The sequence below is a fragment of the Enterococcus sp. DIV1537a genome, assembly GCF_051712085.1.
GTDB classification, from domain to species: Bacteria; Bacillota; Bacilli; order Lactobacillales; family Enterococcaceae; genus Enterococcus; species Enterococcus faecalis.
Genome location: NZ_JBIOOE010000001.1, coordinates 1,230,575 through 1,249,455 on the forward strand (window position 1 = coordinate 1,230,575; position 18,881 = coordinate 1,249,455).

18 protein-coding genes are annotated in these 18,881 nt (G+C 36.2%); 10 read left to right on the forward strand and 8 right to left on the reverse strand.

The features are described 5' to 3' along the window. Positions 1-5: 5 nt before the first annotated feature. The 6 genes from IGJ41_RS06175 to IGJ41_RS06200 form a co-directional block, all read right to left on the reverse strand. The gene (locus IGJ41_RS06175) at positions 6-1,211 is read right to left on the reverse strand and encodes a YdcF family protein (RefSeq protein WP_162783007.1); all 1,206 of its coding nucleotides are present in this window, start codon (positions 1,209-1,211) and stop codon (positions 6-8) included. 154 nt (positions 1,212-1,365) lie between these two features. Next, positions 1,366-1,566 (reverse strand): cold-shock protein, encoded by a 201-nt coding sequence (locus IGJ41_RS06180; RefSeq protein WP_002357750.1) that lies wholly within the window; start codon positions 1,564-1,566, stop codon positions 1,366-1,368. A gap of 297 nt (positions 1,567-1,863) precedes the next feature. Continuing rightward, entirely contained in the window at positions 1,864-2,985 is a 1,122-nt protein-coding gene (locus IGJ41_RS06185; RefSeq protein WP_002357749.1) for a baeRF6 domain-containing protein, read from the reverse strand. Positions 2,986-3,273: 288 nt separating this feature from the next. Beyond that, on the reverse strand, positions 3,274-4,125 hold the full coding sequence (locus IGJ41_RS06190) for a hypothetical protein (protein ID WP_438714080.1): 852 nt from the start codon (positions 4,123-4,125) through the stop codon (positions 3,274-3,276). Continuing rightward, positions 4,076-4,408, reverse strand: coding sequence for a hypothetical protein (locus tag IGJ41_RS06195; RefSeq protein ID WP_438714082.1), 333 nt, complete (start codon positions 4,406-4,408; stop codon positions 4,076-4,078). Before IGJ41_RS06195 ends, IGJ41_RS06190 begins: the two co-directional genes overlap by 50 nt. Next, positions 4,409-5,104 (reverse strand): ATP-binding cassette domain-containing protein, encoded by a 696-nt coding sequence (locus tag IGJ41_RS06200; RefSeq protein WP_438714084.1) that lies wholly within the window; start codon positions 5,102-5,104, stop codon positions 4,409-4,411. Positions 5,105-5,246: 142 nt separating this feature from the next. Between IGJ41_RS06200 and IGJ41_RS06205 the strand changes: the two genes are divergently transcribed. Then, on the forward strand, positions 5,247-5,615 hold the full coding sequence (locus IGJ41_RS06205; RefSeq protein WP_010777603.1) for a hypothetical protein: 369 nt from the start codon (positions 5,247-5,249) through the stop codon (positions 5,613-5,615). 162 nt (positions 5,616-5,777) lie between these two features. Here the strand turns inward: IGJ41_RS06205 and IGJ41_RS06210 are convergent, their stop codons facing one another. Next, complete coding sequence (locus IGJ41_RS06210; protein ID WP_002357747.1) at positions 5,778-6,128, reverse strand: helix-turn-helix domain-containing protein; 351 nt, start codon at positions 6,126-6,128, stop codon at positions 5,778-5,780. 191 nt (positions 6,129-6,319) lie between these two features. On the opposite strand from IGJ41_RS06210, the gene IGJ41_RS06215 reads away from it, so the two are divergent. The 5 genes from IGJ41_RS06215 (at position 6,320) to IGJ41_RS06235 (ending at position 11,380) form a co-directional block, all read left to right on the forward strand. Then, complete coding sequence (locus IGJ41_RS06215; RefSeq protein ID WP_002357746.1) at positions 6,320-7,753, forward strand: MFS transporter; 1,434 nt, start codon at positions 6,320-6,322, stop codon at positions 7,751-7,753. Positions 7,754-7,957: 204 nt separating this feature from the next. Then, on the forward strand, positions 7,958-8,632 hold the full coding sequence (locus IGJ41_RS06220; RefSeq protein ID WP_438714086.1) for a metal-dependent hydrolase: 675 nt from the start codon (positions 7,958-7,960) through the stop codon (positions 8,630-8,632). 9 nt (positions 8,633-8,641) lie between these two features. Then, positions 8,642-9,961 (forward strand): DRTGG domain-containing protein, encoded by a 1,320-nt coding sequence (locus IGJ41_RS06225; protein WP_002357743.1) that lies wholly within the window; start codon positions 8,642-8,644, stop codon positions 9,959-9,961. A 13-nt stretch (positions 9,962-9,974) separates the two neighbouring features. Further along, positions 9,975-10,928 carry a DHH family phosphoesterase gene (locus IGJ41_RS06230; RefSeq protein ID WP_002357742.1) on the forward strand — a complete coding sequence of 318 codons (954 nt, stop codon included), beginning with the start codon at positions 9,975-9,977 and terminating at the stop codon, positions 10,926-10,928. 113 nt (positions 10,929-11,041) lie between these two features. Next, on the forward strand, positions 11,042-11,380 hold the full coding sequence (locus IGJ41_RS06235; protein WP_002357741.1) for a zinc ribbon domain-containing protein YjdM: 339 nt from the start codon (positions 11,042-11,044) through the stop codon (positions 11,378-11,380). 60 nt (positions 11,381-11,440) lie between these two features. On the opposite strand, the gene IGJ41_RS06240 is transcribed toward IGJ41_RS06235, so the two are convergent. Further along, positions 11,441-11,839 (reverse strand): hypothetical protein, encoded by a 399-nt coding sequence (locus IGJ41_RS06240; protein WP_438714089.1) that lies wholly within the window; start codon positions 11,837-11,839, stop codon positions 11,441-11,443. A gap of 55 nt (positions 11,840-11,894) precedes the next feature. On the opposite strand from IGJ41_RS06240, the gene IGJ41_RS06245 reads away from it, so the two are divergent. From IGJ41_RS06245 to alaS, 4 genes are all read left to right on the forward strand, one after another. Then, positions 11,895-13,076, forward strand: coding sequence for a VanZ family protein (locus tag IGJ41_RS06245; protein WP_438714091.1), 1,182 nt, complete (start codon positions 11,895-11,897; stop codon positions 13,074-13,076). 53 nt (positions 13,077-13,129) lie between these two features. Next, positions 13,130-14,488, forward strand: coding sequence for a DEAD/DEAH box helicase (locus IGJ41_RS06250; RefSeq protein ID WP_002385937.1), 1,359 nt, complete (start codon positions 13,130-13,132; stop codon positions 14,486-14,488). Between the two features lie 548 nt (positions 14,489-15,036). After that, positions 15,037-15,720, forward strand: coding sequence for a helix-turn-helix domain-containing protein (locus IGJ41_RS06255; RefSeq protein WP_173963538.1), 684 nt, complete (start codon positions 15,037-15,039; stop codon positions 15,718-15,720). Between the two features lie 345 nt (positions 15,721-16,065). After that, the gene (gene alaS, locus IGJ41_RS06260) at positions 16,066-18,708 is read left to right on the forward strand and encodes an alanine--tRNA ligase (RefSeq protein WP_104855417.1); all 2,643 of its coding nucleotides are present in this window, start codon (positions 16,066-16,068) and stop codon (positions 18,706-18,708) included. The last annotated feature ends 173 nt before the right edge of the window (positions 18,709-18,881 follow it).

Genomic DNA, 18,881 nt, shown 5'->3' on the forward strand with positions numbered 1-18,881 from the left:
CTTCTTTACTGAATAATCAATCCTGTTAAGAATAACATAACCATACCGATGGCAGCTAGGCCGCAAACAATAATATGGCGGCGTTTGTACATCACTACAATGGCGATGAACTCTCGAATAAACGCGTTAGGTAAAAAATAAAAAGCGGTTTTTGCACCAATGCCATCTGCTTTTAAGCCAGCCATTCGAGCGAAAAGACCCGCCCGGAAAAGGTGATAATTGTTTGTAGTAAAAATGGCTTGGAAATTAGCATTTCCAAAATCCTCAATCATTGTTTCTTTGGAAAAACGCATATTTTCTAGTGTGTTTTTTGAATGAGCTTCTACTAAAATATCATCATCAGGAATACCTTGTGTCAAAGCATACATTTTCATCGCGACACTTTCAGGAAGTAATTCATCAGGGCCTTGGCCACCAGACATGACGATTTTTGGTGGATTTAACGTTGCGCGATTTTGGGCCTTGTAAAATTGAATGGCTTTGTTGATGCGGGCTTGCAATAACGGCGGCACAATCTCACCATTGATTAACCCAGAACCTAACACAACAATATAATCCTGTGTATATTTTGGCTGATTAAATTGATACAACGTAGAAACGGTCAAGAAATTATAAAAAACAAACGCGAAATAAGTCAAAATAAACGGTGCAATAGTTAGTGGCAAGGAGAGCCAAGTCGGTAATAATGATTGGAAAAAGAAATTATAAATTAACAATAATGTCAAACCAATCGCCAGTAACAAAGTCAACAAGTTCCCTAAAGAACGACCCTCTTTTCTCATAACAACGACCGCATTCCAATAGAGGAAAATAATTAAGGCATAGAGTCCTAAAGCCAAAGCGATAAAAATCGCCAGCAGGGCAATAATTGCTAAGGTGATTAGAAAGTAGTTGCTTGTACGAATCGCGGTAATTCCTAAATAAGTCGCTAGAACCACAAGAAAAATATTAAACAATGTTCCGTTCAGTAAACGCCTTTTTTCTTTGAAGTAGAAGAGCGCAAACAAGCCAAAAAAAGCAATGGGAATTAAAAAGAAGGCTGTACCACGAATGATTTCTAAATATAAAACATATGAGAAGAACATAAAGACAGTCCAGCCAAACATCCACGGCAACCAATCGTGTTCTTTTTTCTTTTTACGCCACGAGGGAATGAAAAAGAGACCCAATAAATAAACACCTAAAAAGGTTAAATCACCATAAAATTGCATAAATAAACTCCTTTAAAACATTTTTCCTCTTCAGTATAACGAAAACTCTTCAAAAAAAATAGAGGAAGCACTTAGTTTCAGAAAGTTTTCTTGTTCTTTTTTTATAAAAAAAACCTGACGATTAACGTCAGGTTTTTGAGTCAGTATTGTTTAATTAAGCTTTAGTAACGTTAGTTGCTTGAGGGCCACGTTGACCTTCTTCGATTTCGAAAGTTACTGCTTGACCTTCTTCTAAAGTTTTGAAGCCGTCACCTTGGATAGCTGAGAAATGTACGAATACATCGTTTCCGTTTTCTGCAGTGATGAAGCCAAAGCCTTTGTCTGAGTTAAACCATTTTACTGTACCTGTTTCCATAATAAATATCCTCCTAGATGTGTGTTATAACACATTCATATTTTGCAATTACTTGAAAGGTGAAAAATGTGGAAGATGTTTATTTGAAACAGCTACCCATATTACCGAACAAAAACTACATCTATTACTATAGCATACTAACTGGTTTTTGTATAGCGATAACCTTATTTTCTTTTTTATCGGATGTTTTTTAAAAACTAGAAAGTAAAGATAAGGCTGTTATAGTGCTGTTTCAATAAGTCTCAGAAAAAAAGCCCATTGTAAGGCGCTTTCTTACAATGGGCTTTTTGCCTGTTTTTAATAACGGAGGATAGCCGCTAAAGATTTTTCATCTGGTGCAGCTTTTTGGTCTAAAACAAAAACTTGACCGCCGTTTTGAATGACTTGGTAAGCAATGGTGTTTAAAAGTTTGCGACGATCGTACTCTTCAGATGACATTTCATTGTTTTCAGTAACAAAGAGTGACGTTGCAATAAAAAGATGGGAAATTTTGCCGTCAGCTGCCGCTGGCGAAATATCTGTAAATTGATCTAAGAATTTACGATCTAGTAATTTGTTATAAGAAGCTGTTTCTTTTTCTGTTAACTCTGCAGCTATTTTTTCACTAGCGCTGCGGATATCTTGAATGGTTGCTTGTGCAGGTGAAGCAGCAACTGAAATCGAGCAATCATAATAAGGATTTTTAGCAATCTTTTTAAAGAGTGTTTGGTTTTCTGGTAAAGCATAAAGATAAAGCGGTAATTTTTCAGGATTATCCAGTTGATCTTTTAAGAAAGTATCGACTGCTTGATAGTAGTTCACCCAATCAATTTCAACTTCTTTATCTTTAGTATTGATGCTATGATAAGCGACACCTTCTTTAGAACCGTTAGAACTACCTTGAGTTGAAAAGTTTAAATTACCCCCCGTTAATTCATCACCTAAAGCTGTAACCACGTCTGTTGGCGCGTCTTTAGGCAATTCAACAGGAGTCACAGTCGTATGATCGACCTTGTAAAGTTTCATTGAATCGCGATTTAGAGCAAGTAGGTAATAATGGTAGTTAAATTGTTTGTCTTTGACTAGTCCAAGTAAATAAGGAATCGTGTCCACGTAATATTGATCGTCAACGGGCACATCTAATCGTTGAACAAAGGTGTTCTCTGGAGATAAGATGATTGAAACACTTGCTGTGCCGTTGCGCCAGAAGGAAGCATCAGCTAGAAGTGCGTCAATTTTTTCTTGAAAAACGGCCCATTTTTCCTCAGGAAATTTTTTTTCAAAGCGTGTTTTTGCCGCTTTTGCAAAATTTTTCAAAACAAGCGAATCTTTTTCTACGTTTTGATGAGCGACATGGGTGTTAAACAAGAAAGTAACAAACGGTCCATGAACTTCTTCAGAAAATAATGTTGATAAGCTATCTTTTTTTTGATTTGCCATAATAAAATCCCCCTTCTAAAAGTAAGTGTAGCACAGGAAATCGAATGTTTAAAACAATATGTTCAATAAAAGAAAACGCTTTAAAGAATCTAAATAAAGGACTGTTAATGGTGCTCTAATAAAAGTTTTATAAAAAATATAGCTGAAACTCATGATAAAAAAGGCACAAACTACTATACTTACGTTATGCCAATTATCCCGAATTGGTTTTTTCATACTTACTCCTACCAAGAGTAAATAACAACCTTCATTTCCACCACAGACGACGGTCGTGGTGGTTTTTTTTGTTTAGGTTCTAGTTTTTGCTATTAACTTTTGAGAAGGACAGAGTAAGATAGTTAGAGAGATTATGACAAGTACGAGAATGGTGAGAAGAGTTATTAAGATCCCGTTTTGATAGGTTAACAATGGATTTCGCAAAGGTCTCATAATGTCACCACCTAATAGAATATGAGGCATATCCAAGTAGCTTAAGAGAATGTAAGGTTTTAAGTTCTCGTTAAGTAACGTATTGAGTACATCGTATTGTCCGATCACTAATGGAATAATTAAAACAGAGAGATTTAGAATTAAATTACTTGTTAGAATGCTGAATACTAAACTTAACAATGCTAGAAATGCTAGAAATAATATAAAAAAGAAGATTGTTTTAACGACAAAGTCATTTGTTGCTATCAAACTGACTTCCATATTTTTCGAACTGGTGGCAATCGGGTAATTAAACGCACCCAGTCCATTTTTCAGAAAGACAAATGCAAGTACAAGGAGAAATGCGCTGAGTAGGTTTGCAAAGAGCGACAAAACAATGGCAAAAAGTTTGGTGTAATATGTTCGTACATAAGAGTTAGGAGAAACACAATACCAAATGAAATTATGTTTTTTATAGTCTAAATTAAATAAATAAGCAATCTGGAAACTAATCAGAATTAAAATAATTTGCATTAATTGAGGAGAAGAAAAAACCAAATTTAGATATTGGATCACGCCCATCTTTTTTGGATTATCACTCGTTTTATTTAGCCCATTGTTTTTTAAATACTCCAGTACGGCCACTATACTTTTTTGTTCACTAATTGATCTAGCTTGCAAACTACCATCTAGAATTCCTTCTAGCGTTTTTTTTTTCCAAGTTATACTCATTTTCAACAATCGCTTTTTGATCTCCTTTCTTTAGAGAATCAATGAGTTTTTTTAAATAACCATTTGTTTCCTTGATGTCTTCAACGATTCTTGTTGCAGTTGGGTCATCTTTGATACTTTCAATCGTTGTTATGCCGGCATAGTAATTATCTTCGTAATATTTTACATAATTAAAATTGGCATTTCCTAGAAAAAAAGGAACGCTAATAACGAGAACGAATAATGCAAACAGAAAATAAGTGGTTTTCTCTCGAAAAATTTTAATTAGTTCAAATTTTATCATTTAGGCACGACCTTTCGTTGCATATAGTTCGTAGTATTCTTCTTTTAATTGTAGATAGTCTAGTGACGCTGATTTCAGAATACCGCTATCTAAAAAATAAATTGCATCACAAAGCTTGCTTATTTCGAAAATATTATGAGATGACAAAAGTAATGTTTTTCCTTGCTCTTTTAAAGTAAGAAAGACGGTTGTTAGGTACTCAACATTTTCAATATCGAGACCATTTAATGGCTCATCAAAAATCAGAAAAGACGCACCACTAGCGATGGCGACTGAGAGCAAGGCTTTTTGCTTCATACCTGCAGAAAGGTGTTTAATTTTTTTGTTTATGTACGTGTTAACACCGACTAAGTTAATGATTGATTCAAAATTAGCATCATGTTTCCATAATTTGGCCGCTACTTGCATATTCTCGTAAACGGTAAGATTTGCAAATAATTGATTCGCGGATTCTATGAAAAAGATTTTTTTATTGTAGTCAGTTCTGTTTTTGATTGATGTTTTGTCAACTATTACTTCACCAGATTCGAGCGGGATAAGTTGGACGATTGATTTAAAAAAAGTCGTTTTTCCTGTACCATTTGGGGCAACAATAGATGTGATTAATCCCGTATTTAATGTAAGCGACAAGTTATTCAAGATGTTTTTATTGTTCAATGCTACGCAGATCTTGGTTATTTCTATTGAATTATTCAATTTTTTCCTCCTTTTATTAGAAATTAGTTATATAGATTATATTAACATTAAATTAAAGAAAGAGAAAGGTTGTTTTTTGAATAATTATTTGGTAGCATAAAATTATAAATAGTGAAAATATATTATGTTAGGAGTAGAAACAATGGAAAAGAAAGTTGTGTATGGTTGTGTTCTAACAAATTTGTTGGGTGTTAGTTTGGTGTTTAATTCACCAGTAGAGGCAGAAGAAGTCATTCAAAATGATGCGTTAGTTGAATTGCAAAACGAAATTGGTAGTCAATCTGTTAACCCAAGAAACAGAGCTTATGTTGGTTGGGTCGTGAGGTATTTCCATCAATATCAAACTCGAGCAACAGGGAATTGGGCGCCAAATTTACATGGATATGTTTATGGGAAAATCAATGTGCGTAATGGTTATTCTGCGAATGGATGGACGTATTTGGGAACAACGAATAATTCTAATTGGTTTACGATTGAACACAAGTTTAGACAAAATTATCGAGTATGGTGAATCGATTATTTTATAATTAAGGATAAATAAAGAAGATAAACCAAATAAATGCCAGAAGGGGTCTCCTTCTGGCATTTATTTGGTTTATTATACAATGAATACGCTAGTTGTCGAATAAATTAATAAGTACAAACAACACAGAGCCACTGACTGTCGTATTACTTAAGAATTTGTCATTTCAAATTTACGGAACCGCAAGAAACGATTTGCTTCTTCCTCTAACTGAGTAATTTCTTCTTCTGTTAACTCTTCCGTAGTAATGTGAATATGTAATTCTTTTTGTGTGCTTGTCATAGGTGCCTGATGATTAATCTCTGTTTGTTGGGTGCGGCCCATTAAATAGTCCAAGGAAACAGAAAAATAGTCTGCTATTTTTAAAAGATTCTCTACTTTAGGCGAAGAGGTATCCCAACGACGAATTTGTCCATTGGAAATGCCGACGTTTCTTTCTAATTGGGCGAGGGTTAATTGCTTTGACTGAGCTAGTTGTTTAATGCGAGAAATTAAGGTCATTTCAAGTCCTCCTTGCGTTTTCCGTTTGCTAATTTTAAATTAGCGTAAAAGCGAATGGTTGTCAATTGCGAGCGTGTAATAAGAAGGTGAACATCTCATGAGTGATTTTTTAGAAAATTTCCGATGAAAAAAAGAAGAAATAGAGTTATTATTAGTAAGTAAACTGTTTTGGAGCGAGAGGGGATGAATCAATGGAGAAAATTAAAAGTTACCAAGAGGATTCTGAAGTGCAGAAAAATCGTTGGTGGATCTTAGTTTCTGTGGCTATGTTTACCTTCATGTCTACATTAGATTCCAGCATTGTAAATATTGCTTTACCGACTATTTCAAAAGAAATGTCCGTACCCATGAATCAAGCGGAATGGGTCGTATCTATTTATTTAATGGTTGTCTGTGCTTGTTTATTATTATTTGGAAAAATTGGCGACAGTTTTGGAAAAATAAAAGTTTATCGAATTGGCACGGTTATTTTTACGATTGGTTCGTTACTTTGTGGCTTTAATCAATCGCTGAGCTTTCTATTATTTGCGCGAGTCGTTCAAAGTATTGGTGCTAGCATGACCATGGCGACCAATTCAGGAATTATTACGGAAGTATTCCCTTTAAATGAAAGAGGGCGGGCGCTTGGTGCAGTAGGTGCCTTTGTCTCTTTAGGCGCGATTGCTGGTCCTGGGATTGGTGGATTGATCTTATCAAACTTTTCTTGGTCGTATATTTTTTGGATTAATGTTCCCGTAGGGCTAGTTACAATTTTAATTGGCGAAAAGTTCCTACCAAAAGATATTACAAAAACAAAAGAAAAAATCGATTTTTCAGGATTCGCTTGTATTGCCATTGCGATTATGACGTTCTTCGGCGGGATTTTCCTCGGACAAGAGAGCGGGTTTGGCTCGTTACAGTCCTATTTATTGTTCATTATTGCAGTAATCGCACTAGGATTATTTATAATGGTTGAACGGAAAAGAAAAAGCCCACTTATTAAGTTCGCAATTTTTAAAAACAAAATTTTTACTTTAAGTTTATTGTCTGCCGTTTTAATTTTTGCCTCAAACTTTTTTGTAAATGTTGTCATTCCATTTTATTTGCAGGATGCACGCAAACTAAGTGCTAGTTATGCTGGTCTATTAATGATGGTATTTCCGTTATTAATGGTGGTTGGGGCTCCTCTGAGTGGCTATTTGACGGATAAGATTGGCCCAGGTATTTTAACGTTTGGCGGATTGTTGCTCTTGTGCTGTACGTCGTTAATGTATATGTTTTTAGATATGAATTCGCCTATCTGGTATTATGTGATTGCAACAGCCATTATGGGCTTGGGAAATGCACTTTTCCAGTCTCCAAACAATACAATGGTTATGAGCAGTGTTGAAAAGCAAGATTTAGGTGTAGCAGGAAGTATGAATTCTTTTGCTAGAAACTTAGGAATGGTCATTGGGATTGCGTTGTCAACGACCATTTTATATCGTGGCATGAGCGAAGCCTATGGTGAACGAGTAACCACGTATCTGGCTAATCGCCCAGATATATTTATTGTGGGAATGCGTGAAACCTTTTTTGTCGCCTTTCTATTATGTGTGGCGGCCTTTATATTAACGATTTTACGTTTTCGGAAAACAACCAAATAAGTAAAAAGAAACAGACGAGAAAGATTCATGATTTTTCTCGTCTGTTTCTTTACTAGCTAAGAAAATAAGCAAATGCGATTGTATATTTCTAATTCTCTGTTACAATAAAGAAAGTAAACTGTACTAAACTGTACTACTTTTAAAAATGAATTTGACGATTAATTATCATAAGATTGTGTAGAAAATACCGTAGGAGGAATACAAATGGAACTGATAGGACATGGACATTCATGTATTGAAATTCGTCTAAACGACGGCACGAACCTTTTATTTGATCCTTTTATTAATGGAAACCCTTTAACGGACGTTTCACTTGCAGACTTACACCCTGATTACATCTTAATCACTCACGGACACAGCGATCATATTGGCGATATGCTAGCAATTGCTCAAGCCAACAAGGCAACAATTATTGCGATAGCTGAAGTGGCTACGTATGCGCAGTCGCAAGGGGTAAAAGCGCATGGAATGAATCTAGGTGGGCGTTATGTCTTTCCTTTTGGTTCGGTTAAATTTGTGCCAGCTTTGCATAGTTCCGGTTATGAAATAGACGGCGTAATGACCTACATGGGCGAAGCAAGTGGGATTATTTTAGAAGCAGAAGATAAAAAAATTTATCACGCTGGTGATACGGCGTTGTTTTCAGATATGCGCCTTTTTGCAAAAGACAAATCCATTGATGTAGCGTTCTTACCAATTGGCGATAATTACACGATGGGACCAGAGGATGCGCTAGAAGCAGTCTCTTACTTAAATCCCAAAATAACCATTCCAATTCATTACAATACCTTTCCTGTTATCCAACAAAATCCAGCAATATTCGTAGAGCGAGTAGTTGGCGGGAAAGTATTAAACCCAGGAGAGACGATCCTAGTTTAGGAGGAAATTATGGCGACGAAACATGATCAAATTTTAAAACATATTGAAGAATTACCGATTGGCGATCGAATCTCTGTTCGAAGCATTGCCAAAAGTTTAAGTGTTAGTGAAGGAACAGCGTATCGGGCCATCAAAGATGCAGAAAATATTGGGCTTGTTTCCACCATTCAACGTGTTGGTACGATACGAATTGAGCGGAAGTTAAAAAAACATATTGAAAAATTAACATTTGGTGAAGTGGTCCGGATTATTGAAGGGGATGTGTTAGGCGGTAGCTCTGGTCTAGACAAAGTCCTTAATAAATTTGTAATTGGTGCGATGACAGAAACCGCGATGACGCGATATATTACTCCCGGATCCTTAATGATTGTTGGTAACCGCCAAGGCGTGCAAAAGCTTGCTTTAGAAAATGGGGCAGCCGTTTTAATTACAGGTGGATTTGAAACATCTGAAGAGATTGCGCAGTTAGCAGATCGTCTGGGTATGCCTGTCTTGAGAACCACATATGATACATTTACTGTGGCTACTATGATTAACCGTGCTTTAAGTGATCAGCTGATTAAAAAAGACATTTTACTCGTCAGTGATATTTATACAGCGCTTGAAAAAACCAATTATTTGTTGACAACTCAAACGATTGCAGATTATCAGGCATTATCTGAAAGTACCCATCATTCTCGTTTCCCAGTAGTAAATAAGAAATTACGTTTAGTGGGGATTGTCACAGCCAAAGATGTCATTGGTAAAAGTGAACATTTAACCGTGGATAAAGTCATGACCAAGGATCCCAATGTTGTGAAAAAGATGATGAGTGTAGCGAGTGTCAGTCATCAAATGATTTGGGATGGTCTAGAAGTCATGCCGGTGGTGGAAGATGATTTAGCGCTTGTTGGAATTGTTTCTCGCCAAGATGTGATGAAAGCCATGCAATTGGTGCAACGACAACCACAAATTGCAGATACAATTTCAGATCAAATTTCCGGGGAAGTGATGCCTGTTGAAGAAAATGGCAAAGAAACAACCCGTTTTCGTTTTTCGGTTGCGCCCCAAATGGTTAACAGTGTTGGTACCATCTCGTTTGGTGTCCTAAGTGAAATTATTTCTAACGTGACACAACGAACAATGTTGATGAATCAAAAAAGAAATGTATTAATTGAACAAGTGAATCTACATTATTTGCGGCTAATCCAGTTGGAAAGTGAATTGGACATTCGTCCACGGATTTTAGAAATTGGTCGTCGCTCTGCAAAATTAGATATTGAAGTTTATTTAGAAAATGTCATTGTGGCAAAAGCAATTGTTGTTTGCCAAGTGATGGAGAGAACGTAGGAGGCTACAAAGAATGGACGTAGTAAAAGAAATTATGGCAGCAATTAAACAATATGAAACAATTATTATTCATAGACATCAAAGGCCCGACCCAGATGCGATTGGCTCACAGGTTGGGTTAGCAGAACTCTTAAGAGCGAGCTTTCCTGAAAAAAATATTTATCAAGTAGGCGGACCAGTGGAAGGCTTAGAGTTTTTAGCTGAAATGGATGTCATTACTGACGATGTCTATCGAGGTGCATTAGTCATTGTAACAGATACTGCAAATGCTCCACGAATTAGTGATGCGCGTTTTTCTTTAGGCGATCAATTAATTAAAATCGATCATCATCCGAATGATGAACCCTATGGAGATTTAGTTTGGGTGAATACAAATGCAAGTAGTTGTAGTGAAATTATTGTTGATTTTTGGCAACAGCATTTAGCAGAATTAACGATGACAGATAATGCAGCTCGTTTATTGTATGCTGGGATTGTGGGGGATACAGGACGTTTTCTTTATCCTTCCACTTCGGCGCATACACTCGCTGTCGCTGCGCAATTGCGTACGTTTAACTTTAATGCCGCAGACTTAAATCGTGAGTTAGACCAAATGCCTTTAAAGGTTGCTAAATTAGCGGGTTATATTTATCAAAATTTAGAAATCGACGCAAATGGCGCTGCTCGTGTCGTTTTACCACAAAGTATTTTAAACAGTTATGATATTGTCGATTCTGAAACGGCAGCCATTGTTTCAATGCCAGGAAAAATTGAAGATGTTCTCTCATGGGCAATCTTTGTTGAACAGCCGGAAGGTTATTATCGCGTTCGGTTACGTTCCAAAGGGCCAATCATTAATACAATTGCTAAAAAACATCATGGCGGCGGCCATCCTTTGGCAAGTGGCGCTAATGCACGTGATGCGGCTGAAATTGAAGTGATTTACCAAGAAATCCAAGCAGCTTGCCAAGAGTGGGCTCAAAAATAAATAAGTAATTAGAAAGTAGTTATCGGACGTTGATAAATCATTAGGACTACTTTTCATTCACTAGAAAATAAGGTAAAATGAAAAAGAATTATTTTTTACAAAGGAGAACGTTAATGACAGAGCAATTACCAAACTGCCCTGAATGTGGGTCGGCATATGCCTATGAAGATCGCGGATTATTTATTTGTCCAGAATGCGGTCATGAATGGTCACCAACAGAAGAAGTTGCAGAAGAAGGCTTAGTAGTCAAGGACTCAAATGGCAATCTTTTAGCGGATGGTGACAGTGTTACTGTAATCAAAGATTTGAAAGTTAAAGGTGCCAGTGGCGCAATTAAACAAGGCACAAAAGTGAAAAACATTCGTTTAGTGGAAGGTGATCATAACATCGATTGTAAGGTAGATGGCTTTGGTCCAATGAAGTTAAAATCAGAGTTTGTTAAGAAAAATTAAATTTCATTTGAATGATGAGACAGTAAGAGTCTAGGACGCAACCAACGTCCTAGACTCTTACTAATGTTTATCGGTCTTGTATTTTATCATTGAACGAAGGCCGTGCCAAGCGTTGTAAAGTGTGAGGATTAACCCGATACCTAAAGGAATCCATAACCATTGCGGAGAATAAGCGGCATCTTTTAACGTTTCAGGGTTGATGGTCCATGATTCTTGCAATACTTGGAAACTAAAAACCATGAGAAATGTTGAAATAAGTAATAAAATAAACCGTAAATAATGAATCGTTGTTTGACGGTGAATCAGTGCAAAGAGTAAGTAGAGCACAAGTAAAAATAGCGGCACTCCAAACGCAAAATATGGCTGTAACATGAGAACGTCCTCCTTTTTCTTAATGATACTGCAAAGAAGATGATTTGCAAAATAAAATTTATTGTTGGTACATTTTTTTAGAAACAAGTATAGTGTTATTGAGGCATTCATACTTGAAATTGTTTATCTTGGAGGAATTTTTATGGCAGTATATAGCGAACCAATTAAATGGGCAATCATTATTTTCCCGTTTCTAGCATTTTTTATTTCTGGGGCATTATTAATCTATGAATACCGCAAATATGGTTCCTTTGTTTGGACACGAGCAATGATTTTGTATTCATTTGTTTTTTATTTATTATGTGCCTATTTCTTGGTAATTTTACCGTTGCCATCTCGGGCAGAAGTGGCTCAATACACAGGACCAACAATGGAACTGCGGCCTTTTCATTTTATTTCAGGGATTTTAAATGAAACTGTTTTTTCGCTCAAAGATCCTAGTACGTATTTGCCAGCATTAAAACAGCATGCCGTTTTAGAACCACTGTTTAATGTTTTATTAGTTTTACCTTTTGGTGTGTATTTACGGTATTATTTCAAATGTTCATTTTTAAAAACAGTTCTTGCGAGTTTTTTATTGTCATTATTTTTTGAATTAACACAGTTATCTGGCCTTTATTTTATTTATCCACGTTCGTATCGCTTGGCGGATGTCAATGATTTAATTAATAATACCGTCGGAGGCATGGTCGGTTATTGGTTGACGCCGCTCTTTACCTTTTTATTGCCAACAAGAGAAGAAATTGATGCCACCTCTTATGAAAAAGGGCAAACAGTTAGCCTGTTAAGACGTTTCTTTGCATGGGGGATTGATTGGTTGGTGATTGGCTTTGTGCAAGGCCTGCTCGTTTTTGGACTAAATTTCATTCCAGCTTATAAAAATTGGGCAACCAATTATCCGATTTTTTCAGATCGGACGTGGTTCTTTATCATGGTGTTTGCGGTCTTTATCGTCATGATGAAACTGACAAATGGTCAAACGTTAGGGAAAAAAGTTGTTCGCATTCGGGTGGTTGAAACAGGACATGAAAAAATTCGTTTAAAAGCCTTGTTTGTTCGCTACGGTTATTTGTATTTTGTGTATGGTTTAATTAGTATTTATCTAGCTAATGCCGCTGATTTATTGAATTCTTCTAATCGGATGTTGCAAATGGTGTCACTGCTTCTGTATTTGTTCTGTTTAATTTTATATTTACTATTTTTGATCAACGTTTTGTTAACCTTGATTCGTAAAAAACGGCGTTTGTTTTATGAAAAAGCCAGCCATACTTATACAGTCAGTACATTAGAAGTTGCGAAAACAAAGGAATCAGCAGGTGAGTAAAAGTTGTTTTTGTGTTATAATGCCAAAGTGCATAAAGAATTTAACGAGAAGAGGTGAGGCAAGTGCCTTCATTTAAACAATTTCAATTTCAACCTTTTATCAACGAAGCACTCGCAGAAAAAGGGTTTGAAGAACCAACAGAAGTCCAAGAAAAATTAATCCCAATCATTAAGAAAGGGAAAAGTGTCATTGGACAATCGCAAACAGGAAGTGGAAAGACGCATACTTTTTTACTTCCATTAATGGATAAAGTTAAGCCAACTATCGACGAAGTACAAATTGTGATTACTGCGCCTAGTCGTGAATTAGCCAATCAAATTTATCAAGAAGCGCAGCAACTGGCTCGTTTCAGTCAACCAGAAATTCGCGTGTCAAATTTTGTTGGCGGAACAGATAAACAACGTCAATTAAATAAATTAAAGCATCAGCAACCTCATGTGGTGATTGGTACACCAGGGCGTATTTTAGATATGATGAATGAACAAGCCTTGAAAGTGCATACGGCTTTTGCCTTTGTTGTCGATGAAGCAGACATGACATTAGATATGGGCTTTTTAGCAGAAGTCGATCAAATTGCTGGCCGTTTGCCAGAAAAATTACAAATGCTCGTTTTTTCTGCAACCATTCCAGAAAAATTACGACCATTCTTAAAAAAATATTTAGAAAATCCAGTGATTGAACATATCAAACCAAAAGCAGTTATTTCAGAAACAATTGACAATTGGTTGATTTCCACCAAAGGAAAAAACAGCAATCAAATAATTTATCAATTATTGACTATCGGGCATCCTTATTTAGCGATTGTTTTTGCAAATACTAAACAAAGAGTTGATGAAATCACCGATTACTTAAAAGATCAGGGCCTAAAAGTTGCCAAAATTCATGGAGACATCACACCACGCGAAAGAAAACGTGTGATGCGTCAAGTTCAAAATCTTGACTACCAATATGTGGTAGCTACTGATTTAGCCGCGCGTGGGATTGATATTGAAGGGGTTTCACATGTCATCAATGCAGAAGTTCCACATGAATTGGACTTCTTTATCCATCGGGTTGGCCGCACAGGACGTAATGGATTGAATGGGACTGCCATAACATTATATTCACCAGCAGATGATGAAGCGATTACTCAGATTGAGCAGTTAGGTGTTTCTTTCAAACCAAAAGAAATTAAAAATGGTGAGATTGTAGAGACGTATGATCGCAATCGTCGAACAAAACGAGAAAAATCTCGAGAAGAATTAGACCCAACGTTAATTGGTTTAGTGAAAAAGAAAAAGAAAAAAATTAAACCAGGATACAAGAAAAAAATTAATTGGGCAATTGAAGACAGCAATAAGAAAAAACGTAAAATTGAACGTCGTCAAAAAGATCGTTCTGCTAGAAAAGCAAAAAAGAATTCTTCTAACTAACATTGTTGTGGATTATTTAAAGTAAGGGACGAGAATCGTAAAGATTCTCGTCCCTTACTTTTTTATATGATAAATATTTAAGTCACTTTTAAAATAACTCTTTTTTTAAAGTGACTATTGCTAAAAGTAGAGAAATTTACCGATTAATTGTAAAGATTTTTGTTAAAAACATCAAAATGTTAGTGTTTAGAACCAACATTTTGATGTTTTCTCAAGAAAAAAATGATAAAATTACAGATTTTTTGGCATGTTTTAGCAAAAAGTAGGAAGTTTCGGCCTTTTTTTTGTAAAAAAATCGGCTTTATTAGTTGATATTAAAGGAAATTCATTTTTTTTTACGGAGGATAAAAAAATTTCACACACAAAAAAATGCATTTTCTAATATAATATAAATAACCACTAAAATAAAGAATAAAGGAGCGAAGAGAGATGAAGATAAAAAGGTATTTATTAATCAATCGCTGGAGGAAACACGCGATTTGGTAACGTATTTTGATCGGTGCGTTTAGTTATGGGTAACAGAAAGAAGTTCTAGGAGGAAAGAAAAAATGAGAAGGATTTTGGTATTAACAAAGAACATTTTAGTTGAGCAAACATTTCAGCAGCAATTACAACATTTAAATTATGAAGTCTTTTGTACGAACTGCTGTGAAGAATCTATAGAACATGAGTTAACTTTTTTTAATTATTTTGATGCAATTGTATTAAGCGAAACACTTTCTCAGAACGATTGCTTGAGATTATTAGGAAGTCTTTCATCGTTAGAGAAGCCGATTTATCGACGTTCACAATCGATGTGTAATAAACGTGAAGCAGAGATTTGGCAGGAAAGAGGTATTATCCGGTGGTTAGGCCTCAAAGATTCATTGGAAGATATTCGTGAAAAAATTGACACTGTCGATCAAAGTTTTGCCGAAGTAACAGCCGAGCTACTTGATGACCAAGTAAAAAAGATTCGCTTTACAAAAAACGAGCAACGCTTTTTAAAAATCTTGTATCAGCATGCCCACGAAGGGTTGGATCGTGATCAAATTTGTCGCTTGCTTTGGCAGAAAGAACCAGATGCTTCTACAAAATCGCAGCTGTCTTTCGTATGTAAACGAGTGAAACAAAAATTTAGTGATGCAGGTATGAACGAAGAGATTATTACAACCTCTTGGGGAAAAGGGTATCAAATAAATGAACAAATTTTGCCTTATTTAGAGCAAACGTTATTTGAAACAGCTCAGTAAGGAAAGATTCCTACGAAAACAATTGACTTTTTAGCAGATCTTTCTTATACTTTTGACTATAAGCTAAAGGATATGAGGAATCTTATTTTGATCACAGAAAGCCGTTCATTGCTGAGAGAAGGGCATCAGATAAATTTACTTGCTCCCTTTAGATGGACTTGATAGAAATATCAACGCGACTCTGCGTTATAGAGCTTAAGAGGTAATGATCCAACATCATTGCAATCAAGGTGGTACCGCGAGCAATCGTCCTTGACTGCAATGGTGTTTTTTGTGTTCACAATCTGCCACTTAAGAGGGTACAAAATATAAATAGTTAATTATTAATAGAAAGTAGGAAAATCAATGAAAGAATTAACAAGTAGTCAAGTTCGCCAAATGTATTTAGACTTCTTTAAGTCTAAAGGACATTCAGTAGAACCAAGCGCTTCTTTAGTACCAGTAAACGATCCAACATTATTATGGATTAACTCTGGTGTTGCAACCTTGAAAAAATATTTTGATGGCTCTGTTGTGCCAGAAAATCCAAGAATTACGAATGCTCAAAAATCTATTCGTACAAATGATATTGAGAATGTTGGGAAAACGGCTCGTCATCATACAATGTTTGAAATGTTAGGGAACTTCTCAATTGGAGATTATTTTAAAAATGAAGCGATTCACTGGGCTTGGGAATTTTTAACTGGTGCTGAATGGCTTGCTTTTGACCCAGAAAAATTATATGTGACTGTTTATCCGAAAGATACAGAAGCAAAACGCATTTGGCGTGATGAAGTTGGTTTATCTGAAGACCATATTATTGATGTAGAAGATAACTTCTGGGATATCGGTGCGGGTCCAAGTGGTCCGGATACGGAAATCTTTTATGATCGCGGCGAAGAATTTTTAGATATTCCAGAAGATGATCCAGAAAATTATCCTGGTGGCGAAAATGAACGCTATTTAGAAATTTGGAACTTAGTGTTCTCTGAATTTAACCATACACCAGAAGATACGTATGAACCATTACCACATAAAAACATTGATACGGGCATGGGCTTGGAACGTGTTGTATCTATTATTCAAGATGCACCAACAAATTTTGAAACTGATTTATTTATGCCAATCATTCATGCGGTAGAAGCTTTAGGAACCAACGTAAAATATGGAGATGCACCACAAACGGATGTTTCCTTTAAAGTGATTGCTGACCATATTCGTGCCTTATCCTTTGCAATTGGTGATGGTGCGCTTCCTTCAAATGAAGGTCGTGGCTATGTGTTACGTCGTTTATTACGTCGTGCGGTAATGCACGGGAAAAAATTAGGCATTAATGAAGCCTTTTTATACAAATTAGTGCCTGTTGTTGGCGAAATCATGGTAAGTTACTATCCAGAAGTATTACAACAAAAAGATTTCATCGAAAAAGTGGTTCGGACAGAAGAAGAACGTTTCCATGAAACCATCAATGAAGGTTTAAGCATGTTAAATGAGGTTATTAAAGAAGTTAAATATGCAAAAGGCGATACATTAGATGGAAAAATTATCTTCAAACTTTATGATACTTTTGGCTTCCCGGTAGAATTAACGGAAGAAGTTGCGGAAGATGAAGGCTTGAAAGTCGATCATGCTGGGTTTGAAACAGAAATGGAAGCACAGCGTGAACGTGCTCGTTCTGCCCGCAGTAAAGAAACTTCAATGGGTGTTCAATCTGCTTTATTAACAGATATTAAAGTAGAAAGTAAATTTGTTGGCTATACAGAATTAACACATAATAGTGAATTATTTGTTATTATTCAAGGTGACGCACTAGTAAATGAAGCATCTGCAGGAACAGCCGAATTAATTTTTGCTGAAACACCATTTTATGCTGAAATGGGTGGACAAATTGCTGACCGCGGCTATGTAAAAAATACCGCAGGGGAAGTCGTTGCCAACGTGGTGGATGTGAAAAAAGCACCAAATGGTCAATTTTTACACAAAGTAGAAGTTTTGGCGCCATTAGCTGAAGGCCAAATTTATCAATTGCAAGTGGACGAACGGATGCGGACACGTATTTTGAAAAACCATACGGCAACCCATTTATTGCATCGTGCTTTAAAAGATGTGTTAGGGGAGCATGCCAACCAAGCAGGCTCATTAGTTGCACCAGGACATCTACGTTTTGACTTTACTCACTTTGGGCAAGTTACATCAGAAGAACTAGCGCGGATGGAAGCCATCGTTAACGAAAAAATCTGGGAAGCTATTCCTGTTGTCACAATTGAAACAGATATTGATACAGCGAAAAACATGGGCGCAATGGCGTTATTTGGCGAAAAATATGGCAAAGAAGTCCGTGTAGTTAATATTGGGGATTACTCTATCGAATTATGTGGTGGAACACACGTTGCTAATACAGAAGATATCGGGATTTTCAAAATTGTTTCTGAATCTGGGATTGGTGCAGGAGTACGCCGTATTGAAGCAGTGACGAGTAAAGAAGCGTATCAACTTTTACAAGAAGAAGAACGTCAATTGAAAGAGATTGCTACACTAGTTAAATCACCTCAATTAAAAGAAGTGGTTACGAAAACAGAGCAATTGCAACAACAATTACGTGATCTACAAAAAGAAAACGAACAATTGGCTGGCAAATTAGCGAACCAACAAGCTGGTGACATTTTTAAAGATGTCAAAGACGTCAACGGTGTTCGTTATATTGCCGCTCAAGTCAATGTTAAAGACATGAATCAATTACGCCAATTGGCCGACCAATGGAAACAAAAAGAATTGTCTGATGTACTAGTTCTAGCAACTGCACAAGATGAAAAAGTAAGCTTGTTAGCGGCTATGACAAAAGACATGAACGGAAAAGGCCTAAAAGCCGGTGACTTAATCAAAGCAATTGCGCCAAAAGTTGGCGGTGGCGGCGGTGGTCGTCCTGATATGGCTCAAGCTGGTGGGAAAAATCCAGCAGGGATTGCGGATGCCTTAGCAGAAGTTGAAAACTGGTTGGCAAATGCCTAATTAAAAATGTTTTCCCTATTATTAATATAAGGAGAATGCTCTTTATAGCAATAATGACAGCCCTCTTCAAAGTTATGAAATTGATTTTGAAGGGGGTTCTTTTTTATAAGTGATTACGGAGAGAAAACAGTAGATTGCACGAATGTGTAAGTTTTCATCTTCAATTGACAATG